Genomic DNA, 14,272 nt, shown 5'->3' with positions numbered 1-14,272 from the left:
CCGGGGATGGGGAGGCGTGGTCGAGCAAGCCCGATCGGGAGGAGGACTCGCTGGTGGGGACGATCCCGCGAGTGAGGACGATCCCGCCGGTGACGATGGTCCCGCGGCGGTAGGCTGGAAGGCATGGCAGCACGCAGCACGACGCCCGAGAAGCGTCCCGGGTTCTTCTCCCAGATCCGCAGCCTCTACTCCTTCACGCGGCAGGAGTTCCGGATGCTCCCGTGGATCCTCGGGGGCATCCTGGCCGTCGGCGTCGCGCTCGGCTTCGTCGTCGGCTTCCTCATCCAGCCCGTCCAGTGGTGGACGGTGACGCTCTGGGCGATCACCGGTCTGCTCGCGGGCATCCTCGCGGCGCTCATGACGATGACGCGCCTGTCGACACGAGCCATGTACAACAAGCTCGACGGCATGCCGGGGGCGACCGGACACGTCATCTCCACCTTCCTCGGCCGGGGCTGGTCGGCGTCCGAGACGCCCGTCGGCATCAACCCGAAGACGCAGGATGCCGCCTACCGTGCCATCGGCAAGGGCGGCGTCGTCATCATCGGCGAGGGCGCGCGGGGGCGCCTGACACGCCTCGTCGGCGAGGAGAGGTCGAAGGTCACGCGTGTGGCGCACGGTGTGCCCGTACACGTGTTCTACGTCGGTCACGGCGAGGGCGAGGTGCCGATCAAGGACCTGGCGAAGACCATCAAGGCGCTGCCGAAGAAGCTCGACAAAGCGACCATGGGGGCCGTCATCAAGCGGATCGAATCGGTGTCGCAGCCACTTGGCTCGCTGCCCATCCCGAAGGGCATCGACCCCACGAAGGCGCGGGCACCGCGTCCACGCTGATCGCGAGCGCCGACCTCAGGCCCGCAGCAAGACCGTGCCCGCCGCTTTGTCGTGCAGGCCGCGCTGATCGGCGTCCCAGATCACGGCCGGGATGACGAGGATCAGCAGCAGCGTGCGCACAATCGGGCGCCAGAGCCCGACCCAGCCTCCCTCGACGCGTGCAAGTCGTATCCCGAAGATCCGGTGTCCCGGGCTGCCCTGGGTGGTGGGCAGGAACAGGATCTGGATCGCCGCGAAGATGGCGAGAATCGCGAGCGGGTCGTACGCGAAAAACGCGGACAGCAGATACGCCGCCCCGTAGTCGACGAACAGGGCTCCGATCCGGCGTCCCGGCCGCGCAATAGATCCCGGGCCGTGGGCCGGCAGACCGAGCCGCCGGCCGGGGTGGGAGGGCGACTCGGCGGACGACATGACGTCAGCGTAACCAGGTCCGTGTAACATGCTCGAAACAATGGCGACACTGCCGGGCAACGCCCTCCCGATAGTTTGCAAGGTGCCCGCTGTATGCGGGCGGCAGTACCCGAAGCCCTACCTCTGGAGTCTGAATGTTCAGTGATTCATCTGAGGTGCTGAAGTACATCAAGGACAACGATGTCAAGTTCCTTGACATCCGGTTCACCGACCTTCCTGGTGTCCAGCAGCACTTCAACATCCCGGCCTCGACCGTCGACGAAGAGTTCTTCACCGTCGGTCAGCTGTTCGACGGCTCCTCGATCCGGGGCTTCGCGAACATCCACGAGTCGGACATGCAGCTGATCCCGGACGTGTCGACCGCCTACGTCGACCCGTTCCGCGACGAGACCACGCTGATCATGGTGTTCGACATCTACAACCCCCGCAATGGCGAGATCTACGCGAAGGACCCGCGCCAGGTCGCGAAGAAGGCGGAGAAGTACCTCGCCTCGACCGGCGTCGCCGACACCGCATTCTTCGCCCCCGAGGCGGAGTTCTACATCTTCGACGACGTGCGCTACGAGGTCAGCCAGGGCAAGAGCTTCTACGAGGTCGACTCGGAAGAAGCCGCCTGGAACACCGGTCGTGTCGAAGAGGGCGGAAACCTCGCGAACAAGACGCCCTACAAGGGCGGCTACTTCCCGGTCTCCCCCGTCGACAAGCAGGCTGACCTGCGCGACGACATCGTCCTCAAGCTGATCGACGCCGGCCTCGAGGTCGAGCGCGCGCATCACGAAGTCGGCACTGCCGGCCAGGCCGAGATCAACTACAAGTTCGACACGATGGTCCACGCCGCGGACGACATCCTGAAGTTCAAGTATCTGGTCAAGAACACGGCGCTCGAGTGGGGCAAGACGGCGACGTTCATGCCCAAGCCCCTGTTCGGCGACAACGGTTCGGGGATGCACACGCACCAGTCGCTCTGGAACGACGGCAAGCCGCTGTTCTACGACGAGACCGGCTACGGCGGGCTGAGCGACATCGCCCGCTGGTACATCGGCGGCCTGCTCGCGCACGCTCCCGCGGTGCTCGCCTTCACCAACCCGACCCTGAACAGCTACCACCGTCTGGTGAAGGGCTTCGAGGCTCCGGTCAACCTCGTGTACTCCTCCGGCAACCGTTCGGCCGCGATCCGCATCCCGATCACGGGCACGAACCCCAAGGCCAAGCGCATCGAGTTCCGCGCGCCCGACTCGTCGGGCAACCCGTACCTCGCGTTCGCCGCGCAGCTGATGGCCGGCATCGACGGCATCAAGAACCGGATCGAGCCGCACGAGCCGGTCGACAAGGACCTCTACGAGCTGCCGCCCGAGGAGGCCAAGAGCATCCCGCAGGTGCCCAACTCGCTGCTGGACTCGCTCGACGCTCTCGCAGCCGACACGGAGTTCCTCACCGCCGGCGGCGTCTTCACGCCCGAACTGATCGAGACCTGGATCGAATACAAGATCGAGAACGAGATCAAACCGATGGCGCAGCGCCCGCACCCGTTCGAATACGAGCTGTACTACGGGGTGTAAGCACACACCGACGACTCGTCCAGGAGGCCTCCGCGCGTGAAGCGCGGGGGCCTCTTCGTCTCTGGCAGTCTGGAACCACCCCGACCGAGAGTTGAGAAGATGGCGTCGCCGACGAAGACCCGCCCCTTTCCCCTGGCCATGTCAGAGAGTCCCCGGCCATCCGGACCGGTCGTGGGCAGCCTCGTCGCCATCGCCGCGATCCTGTGCCTGAGTCTGGCCTCCGTCCCCGCAGTGCTCATCGACCCCGAGGCGGCCGTGCAGGGAGGCCTCCTGCTGACCGCACCCTTCTTCGCCGTGATCTGGCTGGTCGTCTGGCTGTGGGTGCGATTCAAGGAGCGCCGGTCGTTCGCCGGGCTCGGCTTCCGCGGCCGCGCACCTCTCGCCATCGTCCGCGGCGCAGTCATCGGCGTCGGCACGATCGCGATCACCGTCGCCATCGGGGTGGCGAGCGGCAACCTCGAGTTCCTCGACAGCCCCACCGGGCCCGCCTACTGGCCCGCGCTCGGCTGGGTCGTGCTGGGTCTGGTGCTGTTCACCGTCCAGGGCGGCGCCGAGGAGCTCCTCGCCCGCGGCTACCTGGTGCAGGCCTGGTATCACCGCACAGGCCTGACCGGAGCCGTCATCGCTTCGACCGTCTTCTTCGTGCTGCTGCACGGGCTGAATGCGGGCTTCGGACTGCTCCCTGTCATCGGGCTCGTTCTCGTCGCCGTGGCGCTGGTCTTCTGGGCGCTTGCGGAGGGCGGCCTGTGGGGTGTCATCGCCTTCCACGCCGCCTGGAACTGGGCCCAGGGCAGCCTGTTCGGCATATCGGTGTCCGGCAACGTCGTATCGGAGTCGCTGTTCGTCGTCACCGAGACCGAGGACGCGAACCCTCTCATCAGCGGAGGGGTCTACGGGCTCGAGGGGAGCGTCGTGGGTCTGGCCATCCTGCTGGTGCTGGCGGTCGGCGCCGTCCTAGCTTTCTTGCGCTCCAAGCAGACGACGCGCCTAGGGTGACCGACCGGCGGTCAGGGCACAGCACCGTGCATGCCAGGATTGACTTGTGAGCGCACGAGTGATCGCGGTGTACAGCACCAAGGGCGGGGTCGGAAAGACCACGACGGCGGTCAACCTCGCCTGGAGCGCCGCGGCGCGAGGTCAGCGGGTGCTGCTCTGGGACATGGACCCGCAGGCTGCGGCCACGTGGCTGCTCGGCGTGAAGCAGAAGGTGCGCGGTGGGGCAGACTCACTCGTCCGCGGCGAGAAGTCGGCCGCCAAGGCGGTACGTGAGTCGAGCGTCGCCGACGTGGATGTGCTCCCCGCGGACGACTCCTACCGGGATCTCGCCCTGAGCCTCGACGCCGCCAAGAAGTCGTCGACGCAAGTGAGCCTCGTGCTGAAGACCCTGCGCAAGGACTACGACGTGATCATCCTGGACTGCCCGCCCGGAGCGTCGCTGGTCGCGGAGAATGCGGTGAGGGCGGCCGACGTCGTCGCGCTGCCGCTCGTGCCCGCCCCGCTCGCGTTGCGCTCTCTCGATCAGGTCTCCGAGCTGGTGGCGGATGCCGCGCGCAAGACTCCCATCGTCGGCTTCCTCACCCAGGTGGACCGCCGCAAGGGTGGGCACCGCTCGGCCGTCGAGGAACTGCCGGGACGGGACTCCCGTGTGAGCGACATCGTCGTGCCGGCCACGGTCATCGTCGAGCGGATGGGGCAGCAGCGGGCGCCCCTCGGGGCCTATGCGCCGCGATCCGAAGCAGCCCAGGCCTACGACGCGCTCTGGGAGCGGCTCTCCCGCTCGTAGCGGCGCGCGCTCAGGCGTAGAAGAGGCGCTCGAAGGCCCGCCGCGCTCGCCTGGTCATTCGGAAGTAGTCCTCTTCGACCTCCGAGGCCGACCGGGGCGGATAGTCCAGGATGCGGCCGATGCCGTCGAGCTGGCGGCGGTCCCAGGGCAGCACATCGCTGGTCTGTCCCGACAGCAGGGTGTTCGCCGAACGCAGCCGGGCGGCGAAGTGCCATGAATCCGCGAGGCGCTCGGCGGCGGCAGCCGGCACGAGACCGGCGGTCACGGCCGCGTCCAGACCAGCCAGCGTCGACGTCGTGCGCAGCCCCGGGTGCGCGTGAGCGTGCTGCAGCTGCACGATCTGCACGAGCCACTCGACGTCGCTGAGGGTTCCCGGGCCGAGTTTCAGATGGCGCGCGCGGTCGACCCCCTGCGGCAGCCGCTCCGTCTCGACGCGCGCTTTGATCCGCTTGATCTCGCGCACTCCCTGCGGGTCCGGCTGTGCGGGATAGCGCACGGCATCCGCCATCTCCATGAATGCGCGGATCAGCTTGACCGATCCCGCGATCCCCCGCGCCCGCAGCAACGCCTGCGCCTCCCACGAGAGCGACCACCGGCGGTAGTACTCCGTGTATGCGTCGAGCGAGCGCACCAGAGGACCCGTGCGTCCCTCGGGGCGCAGGCCCGCGTCGAGCTCGAGCGGAAGCCGGTGGTCTTCGGAGACGCGGCGCAGCTCGCTCACGATCTTCATCGACAGTTCCTGCGCGCGCTGCGGGTCCACGGACTCCGGACGGTAGACGTAGAGGATGTCCGCGTCCGAGCCGAAGCCCAGTTCGGCTCCACCGAAACGCCCCATCCCGATAATGGCGAAGTCCAGGTCTTCGTCCTCGGGCGGAACCACTTCGCGCCTCACCGCGCGCAGTGTCGCTTGGATCGTCACCTCGGTGATCGTGGTCAGACTGCTCGCGAGCTGCTCGATGGTCACGACGCCGAGCACAGCGGCCATGGCGGTGCGCAGCATCTCGCGCCGCCGCAGCGCCCGTACGGCGCTCATCGCCGATTCCATGGTCTCGTGCCTGGTCTGGATGGCGCGGGCCTCACCCTGCAGCACGAGCCCCGTGCGGGGGCGCACCGCGTCTTCGTCGTCGAGCCACGCGACCGACTCGGGAATCCACTCCATCAACTCGCCGATGTACCGGGAACCGGCCAGCACCCGGGTCAGGCGCTCCGCCGCGCCGGAGGAGTCACGCAGCATCCGGAGGAACCACGGGGTGTCCCCCAGTCGCTCGCTGATCCGGCGGAAAGCCAGCAGCCCGTAGTCGGGGTCCACGCCATCGGCGAACCACCGGATCATCACGGGCATGAGGTGGCGCTGGATCGAGGCCTTGCGGCTGATCCCGCTCGTAAGGCTCCCGATCGTGCGCAGCGCACCGGCGGGGTCGCGGAAGCCGATGGCGGCAAGGCGGTCGCGCGCCTGATCGGTGGACAGCGTCCGCTCCTCCTCGGGCAGCGAGGCGACGGCGGAGAGCAGCGGCCGATAGAACAGCCGCACGTGGATCTCACGCACCTCGCGCTTGACCCCCTCCCACAGCTGCCAGATCCCGTCCGCGGTGTCGGCCAGGCCGCTCGCCCGTGCGAGCACCCGGCGTGCCTCATCGCGCGCGGGCATGAGGTGCGTGCGTGAGAGGCGCACGAGCTGCGCTCGGTGTTCGAGCAGTCGCAGCATCCGGTAGTCGTGCGCGAACGTCGCCGCGTCGGACCGGCCGATGTAGCCCTCCGCCACGAGGGCGTCGATCGCGTCGAGCGTGCCCCGCTGCCGGATGCCGGTGTCGCTCAGACCATGCACCAGCTGCAGAAGCTGCACCGTGAACTCGATGTCGCGGATGCCGCCGGGACCGAGCTTGAGCTGATACGCCACTTCGTCGGGCGGAATGTGCTCGGTCACGCGCTCGCGCATGCGCTGCACCGAGTCGACGAAGTTCTCGCGCTCCGCGCTCGCCCACACCTTCGGTGCGACGGCCTCGATATAGGCGGCCCCCAGGCCCTCATGCCCGGCCAGTGGCCGCGCCTTCAACAGCGCCTGGAACTCCCAGCTCTTGGCCCAGCGCTCGTAGTACGACACGTGCGACTCGAGGGTGCGCACGAGCGCACCCTGCCGCCCCTCGGGACGCAGGTTCGCGTCCACCTCCCACAGCGCCGGCTCGGCCTCGACCTCGGCCACGCCGCGCATCGTCTGGGTGGCCAGGCGTGTGGCGATGTCGATCACCCGGCTCGTGCCGAGCCGCTCCAGCTCCGCGTCGTCCGCTCCGCCGACGAAGATCACGTCGACGTCCGAGACGTAGTTCAGCTCGCGTGCGCCGGTCTTTCCCATCCCGATGATCGCCAGGTGCGTCGCCGCGACATCCTCCCGGGCGAAGAGCGCGCCGGGGCCGTGACCCGACGAAGACACCCGCGTGCGAGCCACCGCGAGCGATGCCTCGAGCGCCGCACCGGCGGCATCGGCGAGCGCCGTCGAGACCGCCGAGACGGCGGCGACCGGATCCGCCGAGAGAAGGTCGAACACAGCGATGCGCGCGACGAGGCGGCGGTAGCAGACGCGCAGCGCGACCCACGCGCCTTCGCCCGCGTCGGCGGCGAAACCGTCGACCGCCCCCACCGAGTCGAGCAGATCAGCGCGCATCTCGGCATCGGACGGCAGCTCGCGTCCCGCCTCCGCGAGCTCGGTCAGCGCGTCCGGATGCCGCGAGTAGAACTGGGAGTACCCCTCCGACGCGCCGAGGAGCGACCAGGTGGCCCGGCGGCCGCGGGCATCCGTCAGCATCCGCCGCACGGGCTCGTCCTCACGCCGGGCGATGTCCACGAGGCCGCGGACCGCGCAGTCCGGGTCGGCGGCCAGGGCGGCATCCGACAGCCACGTCGCCCTCGGGACGTCGATCAGCTGCTCGAGTTCCTCGATCGAGGCGTTCGCCGCCGACAGGTCGGCGAAGCCCAGGCGTGCGATGCCGGTGAGCGCCGACGATCGTTCCGACGTGGTCATCGTGCCGCCGATCGGATCAGAGCATCTCCAGGTTGCTCTTCAGCTCGAAGGGCGTCACCTGGTCGCGGTACTGCGCCCATTCGCGACGCTTGTTCTTGAGCACGTAGGTGAAGACCTGTTCGCCGAGGGTCTCGGCCACCAACTCGCTCTCCTCCATGTACCCGAGCGCCTGGTCGAGGCTCGCGGGAAGCGTCGAGTATCCGAGCGCGCGACGCTCGCCCTCCGAGAGCGACCACACGTTGTCCTCGGCTTCCGCGGGCAGCTCGTACTCCTCTTCGATCCCCTTGAGCCCGGCCGCGAGCAGCAGGGCGTACGACAGGTAGGGGTTCGCGGCGGAATCGAGGCCCCGGTACTCGACGCGGGACGACTGCCCCTTGTTCGGCTTGTACATCGGCACACGCACCAGGGCGGAGCGGTTGTTGTGGCCCCAGCAGATGAAGCTCGGCGCCTCGTCGCCGCCCCAGAGCCGCTTGTACGAGTTGACGAACTGGTTCGTCACCGCCGAGATCTCGCGGGCGTGCCGGAGCAGGCCGGCGATGAACTGCCGGCCGGTCTTGGACAGCTGGTATTCCGCGCCCTGCTCGTAGAACGCGTTGGTGTCGTTCTCGAACAGCGACATGTGCGTGTGCATGCCGCTTCCCGGCTGCCCACCGAGCGGCTTGGGCATGAAGGTGGCGTAGACGCCCTGCTCGATCGCGACCTCTTTGATGACCGTGCGGAAGGTCATGATGTTGTCCGCCGTCGCGAGGGCGTCCGCGTAGCGCAGATCGATCTCGTTCTGTCCGGGCCCACCCTCGTGGTGGCTGAACTCCACCGAGATCCCGAGGTCCTCGAGCATGCGCACGGACCGTCGCCGGAAGTCGTGGGCCGTGCCGCCGGGCACGTTGTCGAAGTAGCCGGCGGAGTCGACCGGCTCGGGGCCATTCGGTCCGTACGACGACGACTTGAGCAGATAGAACTCGATCTCGGGATGCGTGTAGAACGTGAAGCCACGATCCGCGGCCTTGGCGAGCGTGCGCTTGAGCACGTGACGCGGGTCGGCGACCGCCGGCTGCCCGTCGGGCGTGGTGATGTCGCAGAACATCCGCGCCGTCGGGTCGATCTCGCCTCGCCACGGCAGGGGCTGGAACGTCGAGGGGTCGGGGTGCGCAAGCAGATCGGACTCGTAGGAGCGGGTCAATCCCTCGATGGCGGATCCGTCGAAGCCCAGGCCCTCGGCGAAGGCGCCCTCGACCTCGGCCGGCGCGATGGCGACCGATTTGAGCGTGCCGATCACATCGGTGAACCACAGCCGGACGAATTTGACGCCCCGCTCCTCGATCGTCCGCAGAACGAAATCGCGTTGCCTGTCCATGCTTCCTCTCCTGCTGACCGGTCGTCTCTCACCCTACCGGCGCCCGGCGCCCGACCTCGGCGGTCGTCGCCCTGTCGCGTCGTACGGCTAGGCCTTGTCGTCGGGGGCGCTACCGGTGGTGGAGCCCCACGCATCCTCGCGCTTGTCGTCCTCGGCCCACGCGCGGGCGCGCTCCTTCAGCAGCTCGGGCGCTCGGCGCGCCTCTTCTGCCGTGTCGAAGGGACCGACCCGGTCGACGGCCGGGGATGCGTACCCCTTCTCGACCTCGCCGCTGCCCAGGTTGTACCAGTACTTCTCGTCCTCGTGCGCCACGTGCATCCCCCTCGATTGCTGACACGACGATCCTACGACCCGTGCCCGTCGTTTCCGCAGTCGTCCGACGACGCGCCGCTAGGGTGGAGCGCATGGCGAAGAAGGCTGATCGCGCGGTCGGGGTCGACATCGGAGGGACCGGCATCAAAGCGGGTGTCGTCGATCTGACGAAGGGAGAGCTCGTCAGCGAACGTATCCGCGTGAGCACACCGCAGGGCGCGGCGCCGGCCGATGTGCTCGCGGCCGTGCACGAGGTGCTCGACCGCCTGCCCGAGGTGGAGGAGCACCTTCCGCTGGGGGTCGCGTTCCCGGCGATCGTCAAGCGGGGTCGCACATTGTCGGCAGCGAACGTGTCGGACAAGTGGCTCGACTTCGAGGCCGAGTCGTTCTTCATCGACGGCCTCGACCGCGAGATCCACTTCGTCAACGATGCGGATGCCGCCGGCATCGCCGAGGTGCGCTACGGTGCCGCGGCCGGTCAGGACGGCCTGACGATCCTCACCACCCTGGGCACCGGCATCGGTTCCGCGATGATCCACGACGGCACCCTCGTGCCCAACAGCGAACTCGGACACCTCAAGCGCAAGGGCGCATCGATCGAGCGCTACGCGGCGTATTCCGCGCTGGAGCGGGAGAAGCTCTCCTGGGAGAAGTGGGCGAAGCGGCTGCAGAAGTACTACACCTACCTGGAGTCCCTGTTCTCGCCCGACCTCTTCGTCGTCGGCGGCGGAGTCTCCAAGCACCCGGACAGGTTCCTGCCCCTGCTTGATCTGAAGACGCGCATCGTTCCGGCCGTGCACCGCAACAGCGCCGGGATCATCGGCGCAGCAGCGCTCGCGGGAGACTGAAACCAGTGTTGGCTGCGGAGTAGTCGGCGAAAAGGGGCTCGCCTCGACGTCCTCCTGATCGGTGGCGGTGTCGTGCTCGCGTTCCTTGCCGACCTTCTCTCGCTCGCTCTTCAGCCCGCGTAGCCCAGCGCCACCGAGGGTAGCGCGTCCGCGTCGTCCCCGCCATGGATGGTGCGATAGCGTGGCGATGTGGACACCCTGATCTTCGGGCTGCTGCTGGCCGTTTCACTGCTGATCGTCTTCTCCCGCCGCCGCTGGACGGTGATCGTCTCTTGGGCGGTCGCGGTCGTGGCGGTGATGTCGCTGTTCGCGATGCACGCGACCGATTCGCTGGACCTGACCTTCTGATGGCCGCGCAGCCGGTGCTCCGCACGCTCTCGTTCTGGGCGTTCGTCGCCTTCCTGTTCGCCTACGTCGGCATCCTGTCGACCGCGATGTTCGTGTTCCAGTTCGGGTTCGGGGAGTTGCCGTGCCCGCTGTGCATTCTGCAGCGCATGGGGATGATGCTCTCGAGCATGGGCGCGCTGTACGTGGTGGCGCGCGCGCTCCGCGGACCGCTCAGCCTCCGCGACCTGACCCTGGGATTGGGTCTCGCCATCCTCGGCGCCGTCGCGGGGGCGTCGATCTCGATCCGTCAGATTCTGCTCCATATCACCCCGGGCGACCCGGGCTACGGCACCGCGGTGCTCGGTCTGCACCTGTACACGTGGGCGCTCGTGACCTTCGTCGTGGTGGTCGTCTTCGCGGGCGTGGTCGCGGTGTTCGCCGAGGAGCTGCTCCCGGTCGCGCCGTCTCATCCTGTGCTGCGCACAGTCGCCTGGGTCGTGATCTGGGCGTTCATCGCGACCATCGCGATCAACATGGTGGTGGTGTTCGCGGAGGCGGGGTTCAACTGGCTGCTGCCCGACGACCCGACCCGCTACGAGCTCTTCGGATGACGCGAGCTCACAGCTCTGCGCGCCCGACTCGCCAATAGCCCGTCGTCGAATCGCAGGTCAGGAGCAAGTGTGCGAATGGGCCGGCCTGTACGCCGGGTTCTGTCCGGGGGCCGGAGCCCCGTGGACGGTCATCTCTCTCGGCGACACGTTGCCGTGCCGCTCCAGCGGCCTACCCGGGGACTCGGCGGGCCGCGTCAACATCCCCTGTCTGGCCTTGCTCCGGGCGAGGTTTACCTTGCGGGCCGCGTCACCGCGGCCCCGGTGGTCTCTTACACCGCCGTTTCACCCTTACCGGGGTCTCCCCCGGCGGTCTGTTCTCTGTGGCACTGTCTCGCGGATCGCTCCGGGTGGGTGTTGCCCACCGCCCTGCCCTGTGGAGCCCGGACGTTCCTCGGTGCGCTTGCGCGCCACGCGACCGTCCGGCCGACCCATTCGCGGCCCCGAGTCTAGCCCCCGGCCTCGCCCGCGAAACCCCGTGCTAGGTTCGAAAACACAGGGAGGTGCGTCGTGGATGTCGTCCAAACCATCGAGCAGTTCGCCTGGATCGGATGGATCGTCCTGATCCTGGTCTTCGTCACGATCGAGGCGCTCACGCTCGAGTTGACCTTCCTGATGCTCGGTCTCGGCGGCGCCGCGGGGCTCATCGCCGGTCTGCTCGGCGCGCCTCTGTGGCTGCAGGTCGTGGTCGCCGCGGTCGTGGCAGCCCTGCTGCTGCTGTTCCTCCGCCCGCGGCTGCTGAACCGCCTGCGCCAGGGCGAGGATCCCACGCCCAGCAATGTCGATGCTCTGATGGGCATGCCGGGCGCCGTGGTCTCCGTACGCACCGCGACCGACGGCCAGGTGCGGTTGAGCAACGGCGAGACCTGGACCGCACGGGGCGATCCGGCCGCACCACCGCTCGTCCCGGGCATGACCGTCGTCGTCGTGCGCATCGACGGGGCCACCGCGCTCATCCGCCCCACACTCGAGGAGAACGCCCCATGACCGGAGTCGAAGAGATTATCCCCACGGCGATCGGCTGGCTCCTGGCCATCGCCGTCTTCATCTTCGTCGTCGTCGTGCTGATCCGCGCCATCCGGATCATTCCCCAGGCCAGGGCCGGCGTGGTCGAACGCCTCGGGCGGTATCACAAGACCCTGCTGCCGGGGCTGAACCTGCTCGTACCGTTCATCGACCGCGTGCGACCGCTCATCGACCTGCGGGAGCAGGTCGTCTCCTTCCCCCCGCAGCCGGTGATCACCGAGGACAACCTCGTCGTCTCGATCGACACCGTGGTCTACTTCCAGGTCACCGATGCACGAGCAGCGACGTACGAGATCGCCAACTACCTCGGGGCCGTGGAGCAGCTGACCACGACGACGCTGCGCAATGTCGTCGGCGGGCTCAACCTCGAGGAGGCGCTGACGAGCCGTGACGAGATCAACGGCCAGCTCCGGATCGTGCTCGACGAGGCGACCGGCAAGTGGGGAATCCGCGTCGGCCGTGTCGAGCTCAAGGCCATCGACCCGCCGATCTCGATCCAGGATTCGATGGAGAAGCAGATGCGTGCCGAGCGCGATCGGCGCGCGGCGATCCTGACGGCGGAAGGCTCCAAGCAGTCACAGATCCTCGAGGCAGAGGGCCGCCGGCAGGCGGAGATCCTTCGAGCCGAGGGCGACCGGGAGGCGGCGGTGCTGCGGGCCGAAGGCGAGGCGCAGGCCATCCAGAAGGTCTTCGACGCCATCCACCTCGGCAACCCCGACGAGAAGCTCCTCGCCTACCAGTACCTGCAGACGCTGCCGAAGATCAGCGAGGGCGACGCGAACAAGCTGTGGATCATTCCGAGCGAGTTCACGCAGGCCCTGCAGGGGATCTCCGGAGCGTTCGCCGGAATGGCGCCGACGAAGCCGGCAGACGGCGACACCGCGTCGGAGGGCAAGGCCGCTCCGCCCGCGCCGTGACACATCCCTGGTTTGCGGATGCGGCACGGCCTCGCGTGCTTGCCCACCGCGGACTCGTGCCCGCGCACGACGGAGGCGCGGCAGAAGTCGCCGAGAATTCCCTCGCCGCACTCGTGCACGCGCATGCCGCGGGGGCGACCTACGTTGAATCCGACTGCCACGTCACCGCGGACGGCGTCGTCGTGCTCTTCCACGACGAGGACCTGGCGCGCGTCGTCGGTGATCCGCGCCGGGTGCAAGACGTCACGGAGCACGAGCTCGACACGCTCATGGCGGATCGCGGCGGGCTCGTCACCCTCCAGCACGCGCTCGAGGCATTCCCCGACCTGCGGCTCAATCTCGATGTGAAGGCGGCCGGCGCGGCGGTTCCGGCGGGTCGTCTCTGCGCCCCACATGCCGACCGGGTGCTGCTGACGAGCTTCTCCGACAGTCGGCGGCGGGCCGCCCTCGCGGCGGCCCGAGAGGCCGGCGGGACACCGGCGACGTCTGCGGGTTCGCGGACGCTGGGCCGCGTGCTGGCTGCCGTCGCAGCGCGCTCCGTGCGGGCCGCTGCCGCCGCCCTGCGCGGGCTCGACGCCCTGCAGGTCCCGGAGCGCCGCGGCGCGCTGCGCGTCCTCAGTCCGCGGCTGCTCGCCGCCGCCCACGCGAACGGGGTCGAGGTGCACGTCTGGACCATCAACGAGACCGCCGACATGGTGCGCCTGGTCGAGCTCGGCGTCGACGGCATCGTCACCGACCGCGCCGACGTCGCACTGCGGATGCTGGCGACCGGGTGACCTGTGCGTTGACTGGGAAAGCGAACGGGAAAGGCCCGTTTAGGATGATCCGCTCAGGTCGAGACGTTATACCGAATGAGCCGACTTACCGTCATCAGCCGAGGAGACCACACAATGGCAGATCGCAGCCTGCGCGGCATGCGTCTCGGCGCCCAGAGCCTACAGAGCGAAGAGGGCGTCGTGTTCATGGAGCGCGCCGAGCACACTTACACCTGCAACACCTGCGGCCACGACACCACGCTCGTGTTCGCGGCCGACGCCGAAGCGCCTCAGAGTTGGGAATGCCGCAGCTGCGGCGGCGAGGCCGCGCTCGTCGTCGGCGACCAGGCCGTCTCGATCGATCACAGTGACGACAAGGTCGCACGCACCCACTGGGACATGCTGCTCGAACGCCGCAGCCGGGCCGAGCTCGAGGAGCTGCTCGAAGAGCGCCTCGCGTACCTTCGTGCGCGACGTGGCGCGGGAGAGAACCCCGACAGCATGCTGCTCGGCGCCTAGGCG

General features: G+C 68.5%; 15 protein-coding genes and 1 other RNA gene. 11 read left to right on the top strand and 5 right to left on the bottom strand.

Going from position 1 to position 14,272, the window contains the following annotated elements; genetic code table 11:
* Positions 1-123 precede the first annotated feature (123 nt).
* On the top strand, positions 124-834 hold the full coding sequence (locus M4I32_RS00720; RefSeq protein WP_319032573.1) for a DUF4191 domain-containing protein: 711 nt from the start codon (positions 124-126) through the stop codon (positions 832-834).
* Positions 835-849: 15 nt separating this feature from the next.
* Here M4I32_RS00720 and M4I32_RS00715 read toward each other — a convergent pair whose 3' ends face one another.
* On the bottom strand, positions 850-1,245 hold the full coding sequence (locus M4I32_RS00715) for an RDD family protein (RefSeq protein WP_319032572.1): 396 nt from the start codon (positions 1,243-1,245) through the stop codon (positions 850-852).
* Positions 1,246-1,379: 134 nt separating this feature from the next.
* Between M4I32_RS00715 and glnA (M4I32_RS00710) the strand changes: the two genes are divergently transcribed.
* The 3 genes from glnA (M4I32_RS00710) (at position 1,380) to M4I32_RS00700 (ending at position 4,587) form a co-directional block, all read left to right on the top strand.
* On the top strand, positions 1,380-2,804 hold the full coding sequence (glnA, locus tag M4I32_RS00710; RefSeq protein ID WP_319032571.1) for a type I glutamate--ammonia ligase: 1,425 nt from the start codon (positions 1,380-1,382) through the stop codon (positions 2,802-2,804).
* Positions 2,805-2,903: 99 nt separating this feature from the next.
* Positions 2,904-3,800: a type II CAAX endopeptidase family protein gene (locus M4I32_RS00705; RefSeq protein WP_319032570.1), complete on the top strand. Its 897-nt coding sequence runs from the start codon at positions 2,904-2,906 to the stop codon at positions 3,798-3,800.
* 46 nt (positions 3,801-3,846) lie between these two features.
* The gene (locus M4I32_RS00700; RefSeq protein ID WP_319032569.1) at positions 3,847-4,587 is read left to right on the top strand and encodes a ParA family protein; all 741 of its coding nucleotides are present in this window, start codon (positions 3,847-3,849) and stop codon (positions 4,585-4,587) included.
* A 10-nt stretch (positions 4,588-4,597) separates the two neighbouring features.
* Here M4I32_RS00700 and M4I32_RS00695 read toward each other — a convergent pair whose 3' ends face one another.
* From M4I32_RS00695 to M4I32_RS00685, 3 genes are all read right to left on the bottom strand, one after another.
* Positions 4,598-7,603, bottom strand: coding sequence for a bifunctional [glutamine synthetase] adenylyltransferase/[glutamine synthetase]-adenylyl-L-tyrosine phosphorylase (locus tag M4I32_RS00695; RefSeq protein WP_319032568.1), 3,006 nt, complete (start codon positions 7,601-7,603; stop codon positions 4,598-4,600).
* A 16-nt stretch (positions 7,604-7,619) separates the two neighbouring features.
* The gene (glnA, locus tag M4I32_RS00690) at positions 7,620-8,957 is read right to left on the bottom strand and encodes a type I glutamate--ammonia ligase (protein ID WP_319032567.1); all 1,338 of its coding nucleotides are present in this window, start codon (positions 8,955-8,957) and stop codon (positions 7,620-7,622) included.
* Positions 8,958-9,044: 87 nt separating this feature from the next.
* On the bottom strand, positions 9,045-9,269 hold the full coding sequence (locus M4I32_RS00685; RefSeq protein WP_319032566.1) for an SPOR domain-containing protein: 225 nt from the start codon (positions 9,267-9,269) through the stop codon (positions 9,045-9,047).
* 92 nt (positions 9,270-9,361) lie between these two features.
* On the opposite strand from M4I32_RS00685, the gene ppgK reads away from it, so the two are divergent.
* From ppgK to M4I32_RS00670, 3 genes are all read left to right on the top strand, one after another.
* Positions 9,362-10,117, top strand: a complete 756-nt coding sequence (gene ppgK / locus M4I32_RS00680) for a polyphosphate--glucose phosphotransferase (RefSeq protein ID WP_319032565.1) — start codon at positions 9,362-9,364, stop codon at positions 10,115-10,117.
* Positions 10,118-10,306: 189 nt separating this feature from the next.
* Positions 10,307-10,465, top strand: coding sequence for a DUF5993 family protein (locus tag M4I32_RS00675; protein WP_319032564.1), 159 nt, complete (start codon positions 10,307-10,309; stop codon positions 10,463-10,465).
* On the top strand, positions 10,465-11,055 hold the full coding sequence (locus M4I32_RS00670; protein ID WP_319032563.1) for a disulfide bond formation protein B: 591 nt from the start codon (positions 10,465-10,467) through the stop codon (positions 11,053-11,055). Before M4I32_RS00675 ends, M4I32_RS00670 begins: the two co-directional genes overlap by 1 nt.
* A gap of 72 nt (positions 11,056-11,127) precedes the next feature.
* On the opposite strand, the gene rnpB is transcribed toward M4I32_RS00670, so the two are convergent.
* An RNA gene (gene rnpB / locus M4I32_RS00665) (RNase P RNA component class A) lies at positions 11,128-11,486 on the bottom strand.
* Positions 11,487-11,562: 76 nt separating this feature from the next.
* On the opposite strand from rnpB, the gene M4I32_RS00660 reads away from it, so the two are divergent.
* From M4I32_RS00660 to M4I32_RS00645, 4 genes are all read left to right on the top strand, one after another.
* Positions 11,563-12,039 carry an NfeD family protein gene (locus M4I32_RS00660; RefSeq protein WP_319032562.1) on the top strand — a complete coding sequence of 159 codons (477 nt, stop codon included), beginning with the start codon at positions 11,563-11,565 and terminating at the stop codon, positions 12,037-12,039.
* Positions 12,036-12,995 (top strand): SPFH domain-containing protein, encoded by a 960-nt coding sequence (locus M4I32_RS00655; RefSeq protein ID WP_319032561.1) that lies wholly within the window; start codon positions 12,036-12,038, stop codon positions 12,993-12,995. The genes M4I32_RS00660 and M4I32_RS00655 overlap by 4 nt, the downstream gene beginning before the upstream one ends.
* A complete protein-coding gene (locus M4I32_RS00650) occupies positions 12,992-13,771 on the top strand; it encodes a glycerophosphodiester phosphodiesterase family protein (RefSeq protein ID WP_319032560.1) in 780 nt (259 codons plus the stop codon). The genes M4I32_RS00655 and M4I32_RS00650 overlap by 4 nt, the downstream gene beginning before the upstream one ends.
* Before the next feature lie 114 nt (positions 13,772-13,885).
* Complete coding sequence (locus M4I32_RS00645) at positions 13,886-14,269, top strand: RNA polymerase-binding protein RbpA (protein WP_319032559.1); 384 nt, start codon at positions 13,886-13,888, stop codon at positions 14,267-14,269.
* The last annotated feature ends 3 nt before the right edge of the window (positions 14,270-14,272 follow it).

It is taken from the genome of Microbacterium sp. LRZ72, from assembly GCF_033792225.1.
Classification (GTDB): domain Bacteria; phylum Actinomycetota; class Actinomycetes; order Actinomycetales; family Microbacteriaceae; genus Microbacterium.
The sequence above is the reverse complement of the archived record's forward strand: the minus strand, read 5'-3'. Positions and strand labels throughout refer to the sequence as shown.